Genomic DNA, 20,939 nt, shown 5'->3' with positions numbered 1-20,939 from the left:
TACACGGATTTCAGTTCCAAAAATTCCAATTCATCTAAATTCGTGACAAAAAGTTAACAAATTACATTACAGTTTTCGTAAAAAAAATATAAAATGAAAAGAAGAGAATTTATCGAAAAAACAGCTGCAAGTACTGCCTTACTAAGTTTAGGTCTGTCGTTGAGCAGTTTTGAAACCAACGATATTAAACACTTAACCATTCTACATACTAACGACGTTCACAGCCATATTGACCCATTTCCTGCTGATGATCCGCGTAATCCTAATAAAGGTGGTGTATCACGCAGAGCAGCACTTATTGAAACGATCCGTAAAGAAAATCCAAATGTACTTTTACTGGATGCCGGCGATATTTTCCAGGGAACTCCTTATTTTAATTATTATGGAGGAGAATTGGAATTTAAACTGATGAGTATGATGAAGTACGATGCCTCTACTATTGGAAATCACGATTTCGACAATGGTCTTGACGGACTGCACGCGCAGATGCCTCATGCTACTTTTGAATTTATAAACTCGAATTACGACTTTAAAAATACCGTTATGAACGGACTTGTAAAACCCTACAAAATTTTTAATAAAAACGGAATTAAAGTAGGTGTTTTTGGTTTAGGGATCGAGCTTGCAGGTTTGGTTGATAAACAAATGTACAAAGAAACGATTTACAACAATCCGGTAGAGATTGCGCAGGATATGACGCAGTTATTAAAGAAAGAGGAAAAATGTGATTTGGTTGTTTGTTTATCACACCTTGGATACAAATACAAGGATGACGAATCTAAAATTTGTGATTTAAAACTGGCAGCTCAAACTCAGGATATTGATTTAATTATTGGAGGCCACACACATACTTTCTTAGACAAACCAACTGTTGTTAAAAACAAAGCCGGACAAGAGGTTCTTGTAAATCAGGTAGGTTGTTACGGAATTAATTTGGGAAGAATAGATTTTTACTTTGATAAAGACAAAGCGCATACGAACCAAGGAAAATCGATTATTGTATAATACTTTTCTTTTTTTTGTTTTTATCTTTTTGAAGAAAATACTCAACCATAAAAAAGTACGCCAAAATTTGAGTAGTATCACGAATCAATACGAGAACAACGGAATAGGTAAAATACTCATTGAAGATGTAAAATATATCTGAAAAGATGTAACTAATTGCCATTAATGACATGAGTAAAGCTAAGTGAGTACCTTTTGTTATGTAACTGACAAATGAAAAATAACTTAGTACACTTAAAACAATTCCGTAGATAGTATAAATTATGCTGAACTGCTTCATATTGTCAAACTTCATCCCCAAAACTGATATCAATAGGTAGACGATAAAAATGACTACTATAGATACAGGCAGAATATCTTTTTTGGCCAGCTTTATTTTTTCATGTTCTCTAAAATAAAGCCGGACAATTAAAAGGTATACCACTAAAAAACATAAGACTCCGCCAAGTTCAGAACTTTCGACATCCATCAGATTAAACACCTGTCCGATAAAGCAAAACAAAAAAATGACGCCTTCTATTTTTCCTATGCTGAATTCATTGCTAATTAAAAAGTAAATAAAAATAGCCGGAACCACAATGGCTTTGGAATAAATTGCAAATAAATCTAACTGTGCCCATTCAAAAATGATTGTGCACAGTAATGCTAAAAAGAATAAAATTAACGACGGCTTATTCGCTTTCATTTAATTTATTTATAAAATCTTCTTCTGATAAAATAGGGATGTTTAATTTACTGGCTTTTTCTAATTTAGCCGGTCCCATATTATCGCCTGCAACAACAAAATCTGTTTTTGCCGAAATAGAACTTCCTACTTTCCCGCCATTGTCTTCAATGGTTTTCTTCAATTCATCTCTTGAGAATTGAGCAAAAACTCCCGAAACTACAAATGTTTTTCCAACGAATTTTTCGGTAGCGTTTGGATTTATCTTTTCAACAATTTCAAACTGAATTCCGTAGCTCTTAAGGCGTTCAATAATTCTTTGATTTTCTTCATTTTCGAAGAACTCAATTACGCTCTTAGCAATTCTTTCTCCAATTTCATCTACTAAAATCAGATCCATTAGAGTAGCCTGACTCAATGCATTGATATTTTTATAATGTTTCGCCAGTTTTTTAGCGACAGTCTCCCCAACAAAACGAATTCCCAAAGCAAACAAAACACTTTCAAATGGAATTTCTTTTGATTTTTCAACTCCTTTTACCAGATTCTCGGCAGATTTTTGCGCCATTCTCTCTAAAGGTAAGATATTTTCTACTTTTAGCTCGTATAAATCTGCATAATTGTGTACCAATCCATTATTGAAAAGCAAGGCAACCGTTTCACCGCCAAGGCCTTCAATATCCATTGCTTTTCTAGAAATATAGTGTTGAATCCTTCCAATGATCTGCGGAGGGCATCCATAAAAGTTAGGACAATAATGATTGGCCTCTCCTTCATTTCGAACCAACTCGGTCTGACATTCCGGACAGTGTGTGATGTATTGGGTGGGTTCTGAATTTTCAGGTCGTTTTGATAAATCTACTGCGATTATTTTTGGAATAATCTCTCCTCCTTTTTCTACAAAAACAGTGTCATTTATTCTGATATCCAGTTTTTCAATCTGATCGGCATTGTGTAAAGAGGCTCTTTTTACTATGGTCCCGGCCAGTTGTACCGGTTCTAAATTGGCGACCGGGGTTATCGCACCCGTACGGCCTACCTGGTATGAAATGGATTGTAGTTTGGTTGAAACCTGTTCTGATTTGAATTTATAGGCTATTGCCCAACGCGGTGACTTCGCCGTATATCCTAGTTCTTCCTGATGCTGAATGCTGTTTACCTTTACCACTACACCATCGGTTTCATAGGGTAAATCATGACGGTGTACGTCCCAATAATCAATGAAGTCAAAAACTTCCTGCATGTTTTGTACCAGTTTTGCTTCGTTAGGTACTTTAAATCCCCATTTTCTAGCAGATTCCAGTCCTTCAAACTGAGATGCAAATGGCAGATTGTTTCCGGTAACAAAGTATAGCAAACATTCTAGAGGACGTTTGGCAACCTCAGCACTGTCCTGTAATTTCAAACTTCCTGAGGCTGTATTTCTTGGATTTGAATAGGGAGTTTCTCCAATTTCAATTAAGTCCTGATTCATTTTTTCGAAACCCGCAAAAGGCAGAATAATTTCACCTCTGATATCAAATTTCTCCGGGTAATTTCCTTTTAACTGTAAAGGAATTGATTTTATCGTTTTGATATTGTTGGTTACCTCATCACCTTGAAAACCATCACCTCGGGTTAAAGCCTGTACCAATTTTCCGTTTTCGTAAGTAATACTGATGGAGGCTCCGTCGTATTTTAATTCACAGGTATATTGCAGCTCAACATTCCCTAAAACTTTCTGAATTCGGTTCTCCCAATCCAACAAATCCTCTTTCGAATAAGAGTTGTCTAAGGAATACATACGGTACTGATGTGCAATTGTTTTAAAATTTTTCGTCACAGTACCTCCCACTCGTTGCGTTGGAGAATTTTCATCAAAAAACTCAGGATGTTTATTTTCTAAATCCTGAAGTTCTTTTAACTTAATATCAAAATCATAATCAGAAATTGTAGCGTTATCTAACACATAATAATTATAATTGTGCTGATTAAGTTCATTTCGTAAAGTCTGAATTGTTTCTTGAATACTCATAAAATTTTAATATACTGGAAGTTGTGATTTTGAATAACTGTGTCTCAAAATTAGGATTATTTTTGTTCAAAAACAGTAAAAAACAAAAGTTTTACAAAATCAAAAATCAAGTTGCAAAACAATGCAACTTGATTTTCTTCCTGCCCATTCTTCGTAAAAAGAATTAATAAAAACCAACTTCCAAATGGTCTCTTTCTGTTCCATTTGTATCTTAATAAGCATGGTATTAAAATAATAATGCAACGTTATTTCTGGATTATAATAAAGTCTGAGCGTCTGTTTAACAAATGCTCCGCTTCGGTACATTTTACACCATTTTTGCATTTGTTGACTAAGCGAGTCTCTCCATAACCGATGGCACTTTCAATTCTTGAAGCATCAATTCCCTGAGAAAGAATATAATCTCGTGTTGATTTGGCTCTGTTGTCAGAAAGTTTCAAATTATAAGCATCTTTACCTCTGGAGTCTGTGTGTGACTCAATTTTGATTCGGATTTTAGGAAATTTTCGCATGATGAAAACTACTTTCTCCAATTCGGCGGCTGCCAGAGGAGTAATGTCGTATTTGTCATAATCAAAATATATCGGTTTGACATCTACCTTTTCAACTCCTGCTTTCTTCACTACCAAATCATCATAATTACTCAGTTCAAAGTCAACATTGGTAATTTCGGCTTCATTAACTTTGGTTGTTACGACCGCTTTTTCGTCGTCACTGTAATTAAATTTTGAAGCCAGCAAACGTACAGTTTTGTTGCAGGGAACCGTGATTGCATATTTTCCATCAAAATTTGTTTTTGTTTCAGCCAGAACCGCATTATAAGGGTCATAAGCCACTATAGTAACATCTGATAGCAATGCTTTTGTTTTATGATCAATTGCTTTACCCGAAATGTTCTGATTGCAAATCGGCTGTCCTTTTGTAAAGGAATAAATGTCATCATCGCCTTTTCCTCCGGCTCTGTTTGAAGACACATACCCATAACTCCCGGCTTTATCAATTACAAAAGTAAAATCGTCTTTATTACTGTTTATCGGAGTTCCCAAATTTTGTGGGGTTGAAAAACTTCCATCCGACAAAAGCTTGCTTTCGTATACATCCAAATCTCCTAAACCATAATGTCCATCGGAAGAGAAATACAATATTCCGTTTCGAAAAAATGGAAAAAGATCATTGCCTATTGTATTGATTTTTGGCCCTAAATTCTCTGGAGAACTCATGGTTCCGTCATTAGCAATTTTTACCACATACAAATCGGTTTCACCATATCCTCCGGGCATATCTGAAGCAAAGAAAAGCATTCGGCCGTCATCACTCAAACTAGGATGCCCAACGGAATAATCGTCACTGTCAAAGAAAATTTTCTGCGGGTTTTCAACTTTACCATTAACCAGAGATCCTTTTAGAATCTGAAAGTTATTGATTCTGTCCTGATCCACTACCAATCTGTTTTTCTTTACAATATTTGATGTATAATAAATTATTTTTCCTTCGGAATCAAAAGAAGCAGTAGCTTCATGATATTTAGTCATCACGTTTGGTATAAATAATTTGTCATTGAAAAGACTCCCGTCAGCAGGATTTCTCTCGGCTACATACAAATTCAAAAACGGCTGATTGTTCCAGTTGTAGAGTTTATCCGCAAATTTTGTGGTGTCTCTTGCTGAGGAGAATACGATTCGGTCCTGAAAAAAAGTAGCTCCAAAATCAGATTTACTGGTGTTAATGTCTAAATTTCTAACTTCATAAAGTGACTTTGTTTTAGCAAGACTGTCTATATATTTCTTCTGAGCAACATACCGATTGATCTCTTTTTGATCTCCTTTTTTATTGAGGTATTCTTTAGTGATTTTATCAGCTTCCTCATAATCCATAACGGCTTTCATGGACTGAATGTAACGCAGGTAGTAAATGTCGGTTAAATTATTACCCTGTACCTGATACAATCTTTTATACCATCTAAGGGCATTTCTTGCATCGGAAATAAAATAATACGAATCTGCAGCATTTTTAATGGTCTGTGCCGACGGGTTCTCGATATTTTGCAAACATTCTTCATAGGCCTTTGATGCATCTAAATAGGAATAATTCCTAAATAATGCATCGGCCTTTTTTAAATTGGTCTTTTGTGCAAAACTAAAAGTAATGCTCAAGAGCAAACTAAGGATATATAGTTTTTTCATAGGATTTATGTTTTAGAAGAATCGAGGTGATTTGATTTTACTTTGTTTTTTAGTAAACTGATAACGCAGGATGATCTCATGAGATCCATCGTTGTATTTGTTCAGGTCACTTACGGTATAATCAAAAGCATATCCGATGTAAAAACTTCTGGAGATCTGAAAACCTGCCAAGGCGCTTAACGAATCATCTGTTCGATAGGATGCACCGATTACAAATTTTTCTGCAATCATAAAATTCGCCGAAATATCGGCAGTAAGTGGTGCTCCACTCACTGCCTTTACTAAAAATGCCGGTTTAAACTTTAAGTTTGGATTCAGATCAAAAACATAACCTCCCATTAAGTAATAATGCAGACGATCGTAAGATATCGATTCCTGAATATCGTCGTAATAATCACTTTGAATAAAACTTGGAACGGAAAGACCTACATACCATTTGTCGGTATAATAGTAAACCCCTGCTCCTACGGCCAGTTTCATCTTATTGTTAATATTCTGATTCAACAATACATCATTATTGTTATAGAATCTTCCTTTAGACCAATCTACATTTAACATTCTCATCCCCGCTTTTAACCCAAAAGCCAGTCTTTTTTCATATCCTAAAGGAATTGAATAAGAGAAGTTTCCGTCAATATACAATTCGTTTGAAGGGCCAATTTTGTCGTTAACGACACTTAGTCCTAAACCAATCATCTCGTTTAGAAGCGGTGAATGAGCAGAAAACGATTGTGTTTCTGGCGCCCCATCTATTCCAACCCATTGCGAACGGTGTAAAAGTGTTGCCTCTAAGGTTCCGGTAGACCCGGCATAAGCCGGATTTACTGACATCGTATTGTACATGTATTGCGTGTACTCCGGGTCCTGTTGGGCACTGACGCAAACTGTGATAAAAGAACATATTAAAATAAAATACGTTTCTAATGATTTTATATATAGTTTCATAACGATACTTATTAAGTTTAATTTATTAGATGATTAATACAGCTGCTTATCTCATTATAGACAACCAACCTTTTTTAACCGTTCCGTCTCCAATCGCTATTACGTAGAAATAAGTACCTGTTGGCAGCATATCTCCTCTATTAATAACTCCGGAAACATTGGCGGTTCCGTCCCAATCATTTTCATAATGTTGTTTACTATATACTAATGAACCGTATCTGTTATACACTTTCAACTCATTATTTGGATAAGTTTCGATACAATCTATTCTGAAAAGATCATTAGCTCCATCATTATTTGGCGTAAACTCATTGTAAACGGTCAAACAAATTGGTTCGATAGAAACTGAAGCCGAATTATTTGATGCATCTACATCTAACGGAGTCGAAGTCTCAACAGTTGCAACACTTAAGTATTTACCACTCGGTAGCACTTCTGCTACAATTGTAAGTACTACACTTTGACCTGCATTCAATGTTGGAATTGTCCAGAGTTCTGTCAACAAATTGTATGTTCCTGCAGTCGTAGATGCACTTACCAAATTGTATCCACTAGGCAATAAATCACTTACTATTGTATTTATAAAATTACCCTGACCAACATTATTTACGGTTACTTTAAAAGTAATCTGGTCACCAAAATTAGGTGTAGAATTACTAACTGTATTGGTTATAGTTAAGTCAGAACAAGTTGCTACAACTACATTTAAGGATTTCGTAGTTCTCTCGTCACAAGTATTAATGTACTGGACCACAACTCTGCCAGGTCCAATGTCAGACCAGGAAATCGTTACTGAGCCATCATTAACTCCTCCTCCGGAAGTAATTGTTCCGTTAGTAACCGACCACACATAATTTGATTTTCCATTGGCAATTGAGTATGTTACTCCCTGGAATACACATGGTGTATCATCTGTCGTGGTAATAGGAACCAGAGCATCATTATCAAAAGCAACAGTTACTCCTAATCTCGCAGCTCTATCACAACCATTAGTAACGTTATTAAGCGTTCCTGCGTAATAAGTTGTTGCGGTTAAAGGTGTATTTGCTGCCAAAGGTGTCCCTCCTAATGCTGAAGCATACCATACCACATTTGACTCATTTACGACGATATTCTGAATCGTTGGATTTGATGATAAACAGAATACTTGTGTCGTTCTTGGCGTAGTGACATTTCCCGGTGGATTTACATTCACAGTAACCAATAGTCTTACTGGATTCTCGCAGCCTGAACCGCTTGCAATAACTCCATAATAATTACCGCTCACTAAAGCTGTTGTTGATGGAATTGCTGTTCCTCCTGTTGCAGTACTATACCAAATTACATTTGATTCGTTTACCTGAATGTCCGAAACTTTTGCTGCACTTACAGAACAGAAATTCTGAATTGCCGAAGTGGTAGTTGGTGTAGGCATTGGATTAGCAATAGTAATTGTAACCGCTAAACGCGCTGCACTTTTACATCCTGTTATCGGATCTGTTATTTCTCCATAATAAGTACCAGAAGTTAATGCTGTTGCTAATGGAATTGCTGTTCCGCCAGTTGCACTACTAAACCACGCTACATTGCTTTCGTTTACCTGAATACTCGCAAAAGTTGGAGCACTTACAGAACAAAAATTCTGAGATGCCGCAGTTGTGGTAGGATTATTCGAATTTCCAACAGTCACAGTAACTTTTAGTCGGATACTACTTTCACAACCTGTTACCGGATCTTTTGTAACAGCGTAATAATCTCCATTTACCAATGCTGTAGTCGATGCAACGGCAGTTCCACCTGTTGCGGTGGTATACCACACAATGTTGCTTCCGTTTACCTGAATACTCGCAACTGTTGGATTATTTCCTGAACAGAAAACCTGAGTATTAGCTGTTGTTGTTGGTGTAACCGGATCAGTAACGTTGATGGTTACCGCTAATCTGGTAGCACTTTCACATCCTGATGCAGGATCTTTTATCACTGCATAATAAGTACCGCTGGTTAAAGCTGTAGTTGATGGAATAACCGTTCCGCCAGTTAAAGCAGTGTACCAAACAATATTACTTTGATTTATTTGAATACTTGCAAATGTCGGTGCATTAACTTTACAGAAATTTTGTGTTCCTGCAGTTACCAAGGTTGGTGTACCCGGATCGGTTACACTTATTGTTACCGCCAATCTCACCGCGCTTTCGCATCCTGATACAGGATCTTTTATTGCTGCATAATAAGTACCGCTGGTTAAAGCTGTAGTAGATGGAATCACGGTTCCTCCTGTCAATGCAGTGTACCAAACGATATTGCTTTGATTCGTTTGAATGCTTGCAAAAGTTGGTGCATTTACCGCACAGAAGTTTTGTGTTCCGGCTGTTACTAATGTTGGTGTACCTGGGTCAGTAACATTAATGGTTACTGCTAATCTGGTAACACTTTCACATCCTGATACAGGATCTTTTATCACTGCATAGTAAGTACCGCTGGTTAAAGCTGTAGTTGAAGGAATAACGGTTCCTCCTGTCAATGCAGTATACCAAACAATATTACTTTGATTCGTTTGAATACTTGCAAATGTTGGTGCATTAACTGTACAGAAATTTTGTGTTCCTGCCGTTACTAAAGTTGGCGTACCAGGATCAGTAACGTTGATTGTTACGGCTAGTCTTACAGCACTTTCACACCCTGATACAGGATCTTTTATTGCTGCATAATAAACTCCACTAGTTAAAGTCGTAGTTGAAGGAATCAATGTTCCTCCCGTTAAAGCAGTATACCAAACGATGTTAGCTTCATTAAATTGAACACTCGCAAAAGTTGGTGCATTTACCGCACAGAAATTTTGTGTTCCGGCTGTTACCAAAGTTGGTGTGCCCGGATTGGCAACATTGATCGTTACAGCTAATCTTACAGCGCTTTCACAAGTCGTTGTTGGATCTTTGATTACTGCATAATAAGTACCACTGGTCAAGGCTGTAGTCGATGGAATAACGGTTCCTCCGGTTAGAGCAGTATACCAAACGATGTTAGCCTGGTTGAACTGAACACTTGCAAAAGTTGGCGCATTTATCAAACAGAAGTTTTGTGTTCCTGCTGTTACTAAGGTTGGTGTACCAGGATCGGCTACACTGATATTGATCGCCAATCTTGCTGTACTTTCACATCCTGATACAGGATCTTTTTCTGCAGCGTAGTAGGTTCCGGTTGTTAAGGCTGTAGTCGATGGAATTAAAATTCCTCCTGTCAAAGCTGTGTACCAAACAATGTTAGCGGCAACGGACGGACTAACGTCGATTGTTGCAAAAGTCGGCGCATTTACCAAACAGAAACTCTGAGTAGTATTCGTAATTATTGGTGCTTCCGGATCGGTTACAGTGATGTTAATCGCTAATCTCACATTACTCTCGCAAGTAGTTATTGGATCTTTGATTGCAGCATAGTAAGTTCCGGTTGTCAAAGCTGTAGTAGATGGAATTAAAATTCCTCCTGTCAAAGCTGTGTACCAAACGATATTCGCAGCAACAGCTGGACTTACGTCAATTGTGGCAAAAGTTGGTGCATTAATCAAACAGAAACTCTGAGTGGTTTTAGTGATTACAGGAGTTCCCGGATCGGTTACACTAATGTTAATCGCTAATCTCACATTACTTTCGCAAGTAGTTGTTGGGTCTTTGATTGCAGCATAATACGTTCCGGTTGTCAAAGCTGTAGTAGATGGAATTAAAGTTCCTCCGGTTAAAGCAGTGTACCAAACAATGTTGGCAGCAACAGCTGGACTTACATCAATTGTGGCAAAAGTTGGCGCATTGACCAAGCAGAAATCCTGACTAGTTTTGCTGATAACAGGAGTTCCCGGATCGGTCACACTAATGTTAATCGCTAATCTCACATTACTCTCGCAAGTAGTTATTGGGTCTTTGATTGCGGCATAATACGTTCCGGTTGTTAAAGCTGTAGTAGATGGAATTAAAGTTCCTCCTGTCAAAGCTGTGTACCAAACGATATTTGAAGCAACAGCTGGACTTACATCAATTGTGGCAAAAGTTGGCGCATTGACCAAACAGAAATCCTGACTAGTTTTGGTAATAACAGGAGTTCCCGGATCGGTCACACTTATCGTTACTGCTAATCGTACAGCGCTTTCACAAGTCGTTGTCGGATCTTTAATTGCGGCATAATACGTTCCGGTTGTTAAAGCTGTAGTAGATGGAATTAAAGCTCCTCCGGTTAAAGCAGTGTACCAAACAATGTTGGCAGCAACGGCTGGACTTACGTCAATTGTTGCAAAAGTTGGCGCATTGACCAAACAGAAATCCTGACTAGTTTTGGTAATAACAGGAGTTCCCGGATCAGTAACACTTATCGTTACAGCTAATCGTACAGCGCTCTCACAAGTCGTTGTTGGATCTTTGATTACTGCGTAATAAGTACCGCTGGTTAAAGCCGTAGTAGATGGAATCACTGTTCCACCGGTTAAAGCAGTATACCAAACGATATTGGCTTCATTAAACTGAACACTCGCAAATGTTGGTGCATTTACCAAACAGAAGTTTTGTGTGCCGGCTGTTACCAAGGTTGGTGTACCAGGATCGGTTACACTAATGGTTACCGCCAATCTTACTGCGCTTTCACAAGTCGTAGTTGGATCTTTGATTACAGCATAATAAGTACCGCTGGTTAAAGCCGTAGTAGATGGAATCACTGTTCCACCGGTTAAAGCAGTATACCAAACGATATTGGCTTCATTAAACTGAACACTCGCAAATGTCGGCGCATTTATCAAACAGAAGTTTTGTGTGCCCGCTGTAACCAAGGTTGGTGTACCAGGATCAGTTACACTGATGGTTACCGCCAATCTTACTGCGCTCTCACAAGTCGTAGTTGGATCTTTGATTACAGCGTAATAAGTACCGCTGGTTAAAGCTGTAGTAGATGGAATCACTGTTCCTCCTGTTAAAGCTGTATACCAAACGATATTGGCTTCATTAAACTGAACACTCGCAAATGTTGGTGCATTTACCAAACAGAAGTTTTGTGTTCCGGCTGTTACCAAAGTTGGTGTACCAGGATCGGTTACACTAATGATTACCGCCAATCTTACTGCACTCTCACAAGTCGTAGTTGGATCTTTGATTACAGCATAGTAGGTACCGCTGGTTAAAGCCGTAGTAGATGGAATCACTGTTCCACCAGTTAAAGCAGTATACCAAACGATATTGGCTTCATTAAACTGAACACTTGCAAATGTTGGTGCATTTACCAAACAGAAGTTTTGTGTACCGGCTGTTACCAAAGTTGGTGTACCAGGATCGGTTACACTAATGGTTACCGCCAATCTTACTGCGCTTTCACAAGTCGTAGTTGGATCTTTGATTACAGCATAATAAGTACCGCTGGTTAAAGCCGTAGTAGATGGAATCACTGTTCCACCGGTTAAAGCAGTATACCAAACGATATTGGCTTCATTAAACTGAACACTCGCAAATGTCGGCGCATTTACCAAACAGAAGTTTTGTGTGCCCGCTGTAACCAAGGTTGGTGTACCAGGATCAGTTACACTGATGGTTACCGCCAATCTTACTGCGCTCTCACAAGTCGTAGTTGGATCTTTGATTACAGCATAATAAGTACCGCTGGTTAAAGCCGTAGTAGATGGAATCACTGTTCCACCGGTTAAAGCTGTGTACCAAACGATATTGGCTTCGTTAAATTGTACACTTGCAAATGTTGGTGCATTTACCAAACAGAAGTTTTGTGTGCCCGCTGTTACCAAAGTTGGTGTACCCGGATCGGTTACACTAATGGTTACCGCCAATCTTACTGCGCTTTCACAAGTCGTAGTTGGATCTTTGATTACAGCATAATAAGTACCGCTGGTTAAAGCTGTAGTAGACGGAATCACTGTTCCACCGGTTAAAGCTGTGTACCAAACAATGTTGGCTTCGTTAAATTGTACACTTGCAAATGTTGGTGCATTTACCAAACAGAAGTTTTGTGTACCGGCTGTTACCAAGGTTGGTGTACCAGGATCGGTTACACTGATGGTTACCGCCAATCTTACTGCGCTTTCACAAGTCGTAGTTGGATCTTTGATTACAGCATAGTAGGTACCGCTGGTTAAAGCTGCAGTAGATGGAATCACTGTTCCTCCTGTTAAAGCTGTATACCAAACGATATTGGCTTCATTAAATTGAACACTTGCAAAAGTTGGTGCATTTACCAAACAGAAGTTTTGTGTGCCCGCTGTTACCAAGGTTGGTGTACCAGGATCGGTTACACTAATGGTTACCGCCAATCTTACTGCGCTCTCACAAGTCGTAGTTGGATCTTTGATTACAGCATAATAAGTACCGCTGGTTAAAGCTGTAGTAGATGGAATCACTGTTCCTCCTGTTAAAGCTGTATACCAAACGATATTGGCTTCGTTAAACTGAACACTCGCAAATGTTGGTGCATTTACCAAACAGAAGTTTTGTGTGCCCGCTGTTACCAAGGTTGGTGTACCCGGATCGGTTACACTGATGGTTACCCCCAATCTTACTGCACTCTCACAAGTCGTAGTTGGATCTTTGATTACAGCATAATAAGTACCGCTGGTTAAAGCTGTAGTAGATGGAATCACTGTTCCTCCTGTTAAAGCAGTATACCAAACGATATTGGCTTCGTTGAACTGAACACTCGCAAATGTTGGTGCATTTACCAAACAGAAGTTTTGTGTTCCAGCTGTTACCAAAGTTGGTGTACCGGGATCGGTTACACTAATGGTTACCGCCAATCTTACTGCGCTTTCACAAGTCGTAGTTGGATCTTTGATTACCGCATAATAAGTACCGCTGGTTAAAGCTGCAGTAGATGGAATCACTGTTCCTCCTGTTAAAGCAGTATACCAAACGATATTGGCTTCGTTAAACTGAACACTTGCAAATGTTGGTGCATTTACCAAACAGAAATTTTGTGTGCCGGCTGTTACCAAAGTCGGTGTACCGGGATCGGTTACACTAATGGTTACCGCCAATCTTACTGCGCTTTCACAAGTCGTAGTTGGATCTTTGATTACCGCATAATAAGTACCGCTGGTTAAAGCTGTAGTAGATGGAATCACTGTTCCTCCTGTTAAAGCAGTGTACCAAACGATATTGGCTTCGTTAAATTGAACACTTGCAAAAGTTGGTGCATTTACCAAACAGAAGTTTTGTGTGCCCGCTGTTACCAAGGTTGGTGTACCAGGATCACTAACGGTTACAGCTGTTACTGATCGCACTGAGCTTTCACAGCCATTAAGGTCTCTGATGGCTCCATAATAAGATCTGGTGGTCAGAGCAGTTGTTGGATCTAATGCAGTTCCTCCTGTTGCTGCAAGGTACCAAACCACGTTGGCCTGATCAGCCTGAAGATTAGCAACTGTAGGCACATTAACCAAACAGAAACTTTGATTCGCCGGTGTAGACGTTGGTGTCGCCGGATCATTAATAAGAACCGTCACAAGTCTCAACTCTCCATTTTTATTCTGACAGGTAAAATCGCTTGAAACGGCAACATAATAAGACATTGGGCTCATTGCCGGTGTCAAACCTGTAGCTGTTAAAGCCCCTGTACCACTAATCGTATAATCCACTCCTCCAATTGTTCCGGTAAAAATAGGCTGCGTTTTATTCGCATCTAAATACCAGGCAAAAACAGGGTTCGACAGCGTACTTGATGGTGTTAAAGTAACTGGCGTATCATGACAAATAGAAGCATTATTTATTGAAATATCGGTTACCAAAGAATTTGGTAAAATAGTAAAGGTCACTTGTTTTCTGTCTGCCGGAGCAGTTTCACAATATTCATCTGAACTTACTCCAACATAATAGGTATAGGTTCCCGGAACTAAACCGGTTACAATCAATTTAGAGGTTACTTGTCCAGGAATTAACTGGCTCGTTGTACCATCAAAGCTATACCAGTGGTATACCGGATTTGTAAGTACCGGTGTAGCACTTAAAACTGCATCTAAGGTTACCGTACCGGTTTCTGAACAAATAATAGTAGCTGACCCTCCGTTTATGGTTACGTTTGTTATCGTTGCTGCAGGAACAGTAGCTCTTACCACCACAGTAACTTCTCCTCTTTCTAAAGCTGCACAACCGTAACGAATTGGCTGAATATAATATTTATAAGTTCCTGCTGCTAATGTAGCTGGCAAGGTATAAGTCTGACCACTGGCTACGAGATTTCCTCCTGTTGGAGAATCGTACCATTCATAATCAGCACAAGGCTTAGGCGGGACGACGAGTGTAATGTCTGTGCCAGGGCAAACCGTGACTTTATTATCAGGATCACTTCCTATGACTTTCGTATTGGTTACACGATCAATAGAATGCACTCTAAGCTGATCTAAAACACTGGCAACACCACCAAGTGTTATCACCACTTTATCATAAGGCTGTGTTTGAGGAGCAACAATAGTCATCGCCATCGTGTCTCCTGAAAGTAGTTTTAAACTCAACAGACTGCTTGTGTTTTCAATTGGTGCCCCAACCGGAATGTTTCCTGAATAAAGCTGAATCGAAAATCCGGTAAGCAAATTAAGGTTTAAAACTACTCCTGGTTTTGAAATTACAATTCTTAAACTATCCCCAACCATAGAAGGAGTTCTAAACGTTGTTGTAAGTTCAGCAGCAGCCAATAATCCTACTGCATTAAACATAGTGGCATAGGTAGCAATATCTTTGTCGGCTATATTCCATGGATTTGAAACTCCCACTGTAGCGGTTAATGCTCCTATTCCCAAGTCTCTTACGCCAGAGAAAACATCCTCGATATCTCCCTGTCCACATGTGATCTGAGTTACTTGTTTTTTGTAATAAGCATCGTATACACTGATGTTTTGTGCTACGCTTAAAACTGATCCTAATTGTACACGGATACCATCATAATCCTGAAGTCCTGAAGTATTAGACGGAACAAAAGTAAATTCAAATGAATTTTCTCCCGGTAATAAGTTTAATAAAGATCCTGTTATCGGTTGTAAAGTTCCAATATCAATAGGATTATTAGATCCGTCACGTTTAGTACCCACTACTGAGATGTTTTGGGCCACAGCAATTAAACTGTTTTCTAAACCAATTTTTACCGTTACAGGTGTTCCTTTAACAATTGTTGTTGGCCATTGCAGATTTTGCCAGGTTGTTCCAATACCCAAAAGTCCCAAACCGGTTGTAATGGTAGAGCGGGTACTTGGATCGCCGTCAACAGCTAAAGGTCCATTGCTCACTCCTCCGGTAATAATGGAGCCTGACAATTGAGTAGTAGCATAAACTCTCTCTAATAACGGATCGCAGGTGGCAGGATCAATTACACTAATCGTAATAGTCTGACTTGTGGTACAGGTTCCATTACTGGCCACCACTGTATAACTAAAAACACCTACTGTGTTTAAAGGTCCTGTATTGTTTGAAGGGACTACATTTCCCAGCTGATCGTACCAGGTAATTGTTCCGTTTGAAGTTGCTACTAAAGCAACAGAAGTACCTTTAGGAACCACTATTGAACTCGTTACTCCTGTTAAGGTTGGCAACGGATTAATGGTAACTGCTACTGATTCCTTAGCAGATGGACAATCACTACCATTCGCCTGAGCCTGAATAAAATAATTACCATTTACTGTAATATTTGCAGCGGCCTGATCTGTTATTGGATTGTTCAACGAATCATAAAAAGTATAAGTAGTGGTTGGATTAAAGCTAACAATAGCATCTTTTAAATTCACTTTAGCACAGCCTGCCAAAGTTGGTGTTACCGTCAAAGCCGAACCTGTTGGGAAATTTACGACCACTGCTTTTAAGCTTCCATTTGCATTCTCACAAATACCGCCGTTAAACACAGATACATAATAGGTATAAGGAGAATTTAACGCAGTAAGTCCGGTAATCGTTAGAGCACCAGTTCCGGAATCTTTAACATAGGTAACTCCCGAAATTGTTCCGGTTGCCTCCTGTGTTTTATTTCCATCTAAATAATATTTAAAAGTTGCTCCCGCTAAAGCTGATGTTGGAGTCAAAACAATGCCTCCTGAACAAGAAGCTGTTAAAGGAGTTGTGATATTGATATCTGTCGCTGTTGGTAAAGGCAATACAGTCACAGTAACGGGCTGACGAACGGTGTTGATACAAGTTCCTCCGCGCGTTGCTTCCAGATAAAAGGTTGTTGTAGTCGTCAATGCAGCAGTTGGATTAACCGCTACTATATTTCCTCCGGTTGGAGCATCGTACCATTCAAATGTATCTCCACCAGCTGCAGTAGCTGATAAGGAAGCAGTTTGTCCGGCACAAATTGGTGCGGTTGCTCCTGTTACTACAGCATTTGCAAATCTATAAGAAGCTTCGTAAATCTCCAGACTTGATAAAAGAGTTGCCAATCCGCTTAATCGAACACGCACACTGGTAAAAGTACCCGCTGCTGCAAAACTTGCTTTGAAACGATTTCCGGATAAGATCTGAACATTCAAAAGATTGTTAATTGTACTAAAATCACCGTTAGGTACACCTGAATTAAAACTTTGCAGGCTAACATTAGAAAGTGCACTAATATCAAGAAGTCCAACAGGAATTCCCAATTCCACATCGATAATATCACCAGTCTGGCCCGTTGTTGGAAAGGTTAAATCTTGTTGAATATGATCGGTTACTAAACCAAGAGGGATTGTAAGAGTCGCTGCTGTTGCAGAATTTCCGTCTACAGAATTTCCATCTCCACTAGAACTACAAGTCAAACAGTTTGTGGTTCCTCCTTTAGTGGTTATTTGCGAATTGGCTAACAAGCAACTATTTACTCCGCTAATTACAGTCACAACAATCGCCGTTCTTGTACTGCTTGTACAATCGGAAGCTAGATCTACTGACTCAACATAAAATGTTTTACTTAACGTTAAAGCCGGACTAGGTGTATAACTATTTACATTAGTAGCTAAAGCAGTTCCTCCCGTTGGTACATCATACCAATTGTGATTAATACCAGGACTACTCACGACTGCCAATGTTGCATCCTGACCTGATTGAATAATCACATGTGAAGATACTGCAACTGGTGCCGAAGGTCTTGGATTAACCGTAACGGTAACCGGTGTACGGCTCGAACTTATACAAGTTCCGATTGAAGCTTCGACATAATAAGTAGTTGTAGCGGTTAAATTTGGTGTCGCAAAAACGGTACCCGTAAACACTAAATTTCCACCCGTACTCGCGTCGTACCATTTGTACACAGTTCCCACAACCGGTGAATCAATACTTATTGAAGTTGTAGCTCCACCGCATAAATTGGCAGGACTGGCCGTTACTGGTGTCGGAGCGATCGGATTATTTACCGTAACCACAACCGGGTTTCTTTCACTATTGACACAGCCATTGCGGGTCACTTCTACATAATACGTAGTATTTACCGTTAAAGCCGGCGTAGTATAAGCCGCAGTGCTTGCCAATAAAGTTCCTCCTGTTAAAGCATCATACCATTTAACACTTTCACCAACTACGATGTCTGCTGTTAAAGTAGTCGTTTGCCCTCCACAAATTGTGGTGCTTCCTGTAAACGAAGGCGCTTTATAGCGGTGCGTAGCCTGATAAATTTCTAAAGTTGTTAAGGCACTTACCAATCCACCTAATCGAATTTCGATACGATCAAAATTGGCTACAGCAATAAAACTGGCTCTAAATTTACTTCCGGATACTAACTGCAAAGAAACCAATGCGTTATTGATAAAATTTCGGTCGTTATTATAAGTGGCGCCATTATAAGTCGCGAGGCTAACTACCCCTAACAAATTAAGATCGGCAATTCCTCCAGGCAACGCAAGGTCGACATCAATAATATCTCCTGCTTTTCCCGGATTATTGAATTGTAATGTTTGCTGAATCCAGCCGTTTACTAAACCTATTGGAACCGTTAGACTAGATGAAGTAGCACTATTTCCGTCAACGGAATTGTTCTGAGCACTTGACGAACAAAGCAAACACAAACCATTCTGAGTGGTTTGCTGGCTATTGGCTTCTAAACAACCTCCTAGAGCAGCAGGTATAACCGTTACCGTTACAGGTGCTCTGGTTGCACTGACGCAGCCTCCCGCACTATTTCGGGACTCCACATAATACGTTTTAGAAGCTACTAATACCGGAGTTGTAAAATTATTTGAATCTCCTAATAATCGAACGCCTCCTGTAGCTACATCATACCAATCTAATGTTACACCAGGTTCTGAAGTAGAAGCACTAAGTGTTGCATTCTGACCAGAAACTATAGTTACACTTTGTGTTAAAATAGTGGCAACTCCCGGAACAGGAGTTGAAGTAACCGTAACCGGAGTTCGAGTCGCTGTTTTACAGACACCTATAGATGCCTCGACATAAAAATTCGTAGTTCCCGTTGGAACAGTTGGTGTATAGGTGCTCCCGGTACTTAATGCCGACCCACCCGTTGCGGCACTAAACCAGGAATAAGTTGTTCCGAGTACCGGATTTATAACGGATAGCGTTGTTGCTTGTGTTGCTCCCGAAGAACAAATTGAAGTACCAACTGTACTAATTGTCGGTAATGTAGGATCCAGAACATTAACTGTAACCGGAAATCTTTCATCGCTTTCACAACCAGCACTTCTTGATATACCTATATAATAAGTAGTACTTGTCGTTAAAGCAGGTGTTGTAAAAGTATTTACATTTGAAAGCGCTGTAGTAGATGTTGGAGAACTGTACCAGGCCAAAGTAGTACCTACAGCAGCTGTCGCTGAAAGTGCAATCGACTGTCCTAAACAAACGGATTGTGTTGCTCCTCCAGCAATAGTTGGTTTTGCAAACTGCAACCGAACATCATATATCCGCACATTAGTCAGGACACTAAGCAGACCGCCAATTTCTACCTTAACCTGATCTGCATCAGCTGTCAGGGTATATTTTACAGTAGCTGTAGTAGCTCCGCTTATGGCGTTTACATTCAACAATGGACTGTTTAAAGCCAATGCCGTACTGCTTGTACCCGCAACCGAATTACTGGGCTGAATAGTCGTGTTGGCTACTAAACCAACATCTAACAGGTCTGCATTTGATCCGTAAACGATCACAATTTGGTCACCGGCTTTGGCCATTTGACCAAACTTCACTGTTTCCTGCACAGAACAAAGAACTCCCAAAGCATTGGTCAATGAAGCGTACGTACTCGTACTCGCATCATAAGCAAAGGTTGGATTAAGTACCTCTGTAGTTCCCAAACACACTCCGGCTCTACTGCTCGTATTGGAGATGGGTCTACAGAAAGTCTGGGCAAAGTTTTTATTGCAAAGCAGCAATAAAAAAAATAGTCCCAATAATCTCCTCTTTACTAGGAGATCATAAAAAGTAAAATTTTTTTTCATAATTTGGAAGATTAGAAAATGGACAATAAAATACCTCTTGCGATAAGCAGACGTGCTTAGGCAATTTCAAAAAAACACTAATAATCAACTTGTTGAAATAAAATTTAGATTCCCAGAATACTAAGAATGTAAACAACATTTCAGTAAAAAATCATGTTGCACCGAGTATACAGAAGTATACTAAAGAACCGCTCCTACTCTTTTCGAATAAAAGACATACCAAAAAATTGGGAAATACTGACCTAAACCAGACTTCCAAAAAGAGTGATTTGTTATAAACCAATTTTCATAAAAGAAAATATACGTTTCGGAGAATTGGGGAATTCTACATCATATATAGTATGATTCAATAGTCATAAAAAGCTGATTATTCTTTTTATAAACTTTATCTCTTTTAGAACAGAACTCTAAAAATTGAATCAATTCATTTTAAAAAACGCAGTCGGCATTTAAAGAATTTTAAACACAACAATACGTTTCATCAACAAACCCCCGATTGGGATTTGAAAATAAAAAAATAATAAATCTGGAAAATTGATGAAATAAGTTTGAAGTGGAACTAAAACTCAATTTGATGATAAATTCAATTTTATTCAAACTCTTACAAGACAAAGCTAAAATAATACGAAAACCTAATGCAAACTTGATAAAGAAAGTAGTGATCAATTCCATACGCAAACTAATTAAGTTATTATAAAAAACTTCAACTCTAGATAATCATACAAAAACTTACTACTTACTTTATTAAAAAAGACTTCAATAGCTGTTTTTGAA

At 38.9% G+C, this 20,939-nt stretch carries 6 protein-coding genes; 1 reads left to right on the top strand and 5 read right to left on the bottom strand.

Translation table 11 applies throughout. The features are described from left to right. Nucleotides 1-93 precede the first annotated feature (93 nt). Entirely contained in the window at nt 94-1,005 is a 912-nt protein-coding gene (locus OGZ34_RS13770; RefSeq protein ID WP_173964078.1) for a bifunctional metallophosphatase/5'-nucleotidase, read from the top strand. Here the strand turns inward: OGZ34_RS13770 and OGZ34_RS13765 are convergent. The 5 genes from OGZ34_RS13765 to OGZ34_RS13745 form a co-directional block, all read right to left on the bottom strand. After that, on the bottom strand, nt 995-1,690 hold the full coding sequence (locus OGZ34_RS13765; RefSeq protein ID WP_173964077.1) for a lysoplasmalogenase family protein: 696 nt from the start codon (nt 1,688-1,690) through the stop codon (nt 995-997). The genes OGZ34_RS13770 and OGZ34_RS13765 overlap by 11 nt on opposite strands. After that, nucleotides 1,677-3,683 carry an NAD-dependent DNA ligase LigA gene (ligA, locus tag OGZ34_RS13760; protein WP_173964076.1) on the bottom strand — a complete coding sequence of 669 codons (2,007 nt, stop codon included), beginning with the start codon at nt 3,681-3,683 and terminating at the stop codon, nt 1,677-1,679. Before ligA ends, OGZ34_RS13765 begins: the two co-directional genes overlap by 14 nt. 245 nt (nt 3,684-3,928) lie before the next feature. After that, nucleotides 3,929-5,866: an OmpA family protein gene (locus tag OGZ34_RS13755; protein WP_263360560.1), complete on the bottom strand. Its 1,938-nt coding sequence runs from the start codon at nt 5,864-5,866 to the stop codon at nt 3,929-3,931. Between the two features lie 12 nt (nt 5,867-5,878). Beyond that, nucleotides 5,879-6,811, bottom strand: a complete 933-nt coding sequence (locus OGZ34_RS13750; protein ID WP_173964074.1) for a PorP/SprF family type IX secretion system membrane protein — start codon at nt 6,809-6,811, stop codon at nt 5,879-5,881. Nucleotides 6,812-6,857: 46 nt separating this feature from the next. After that, complete coding sequence (locus OGZ34_RS13745; protein ID WP_263360559.1) at nt 6,858-20,165, bottom strand: Ig-like domain-containing protein; 13,308 nt, start codon at nt 20,163-20,165, stop codon at nt 6,858-6,860. Between the last annotated feature and the right edge of the window lie 774 nt (nt 20,166-20,939).

This window comes from Flavobacterium collinsii, from assembly GCF_946903285.1.
Lineage (GTDB): Bacteria > Bacteroidota > Bacteroidia > Flavobacteriales > Flavobacteriaceae > Flavobacterium > Flavobacterium collinsii.
Note: the sequence above shows the minus strand (reverse complement) of the source record. Positions and strands in the feature narration are given on the sequence as shown.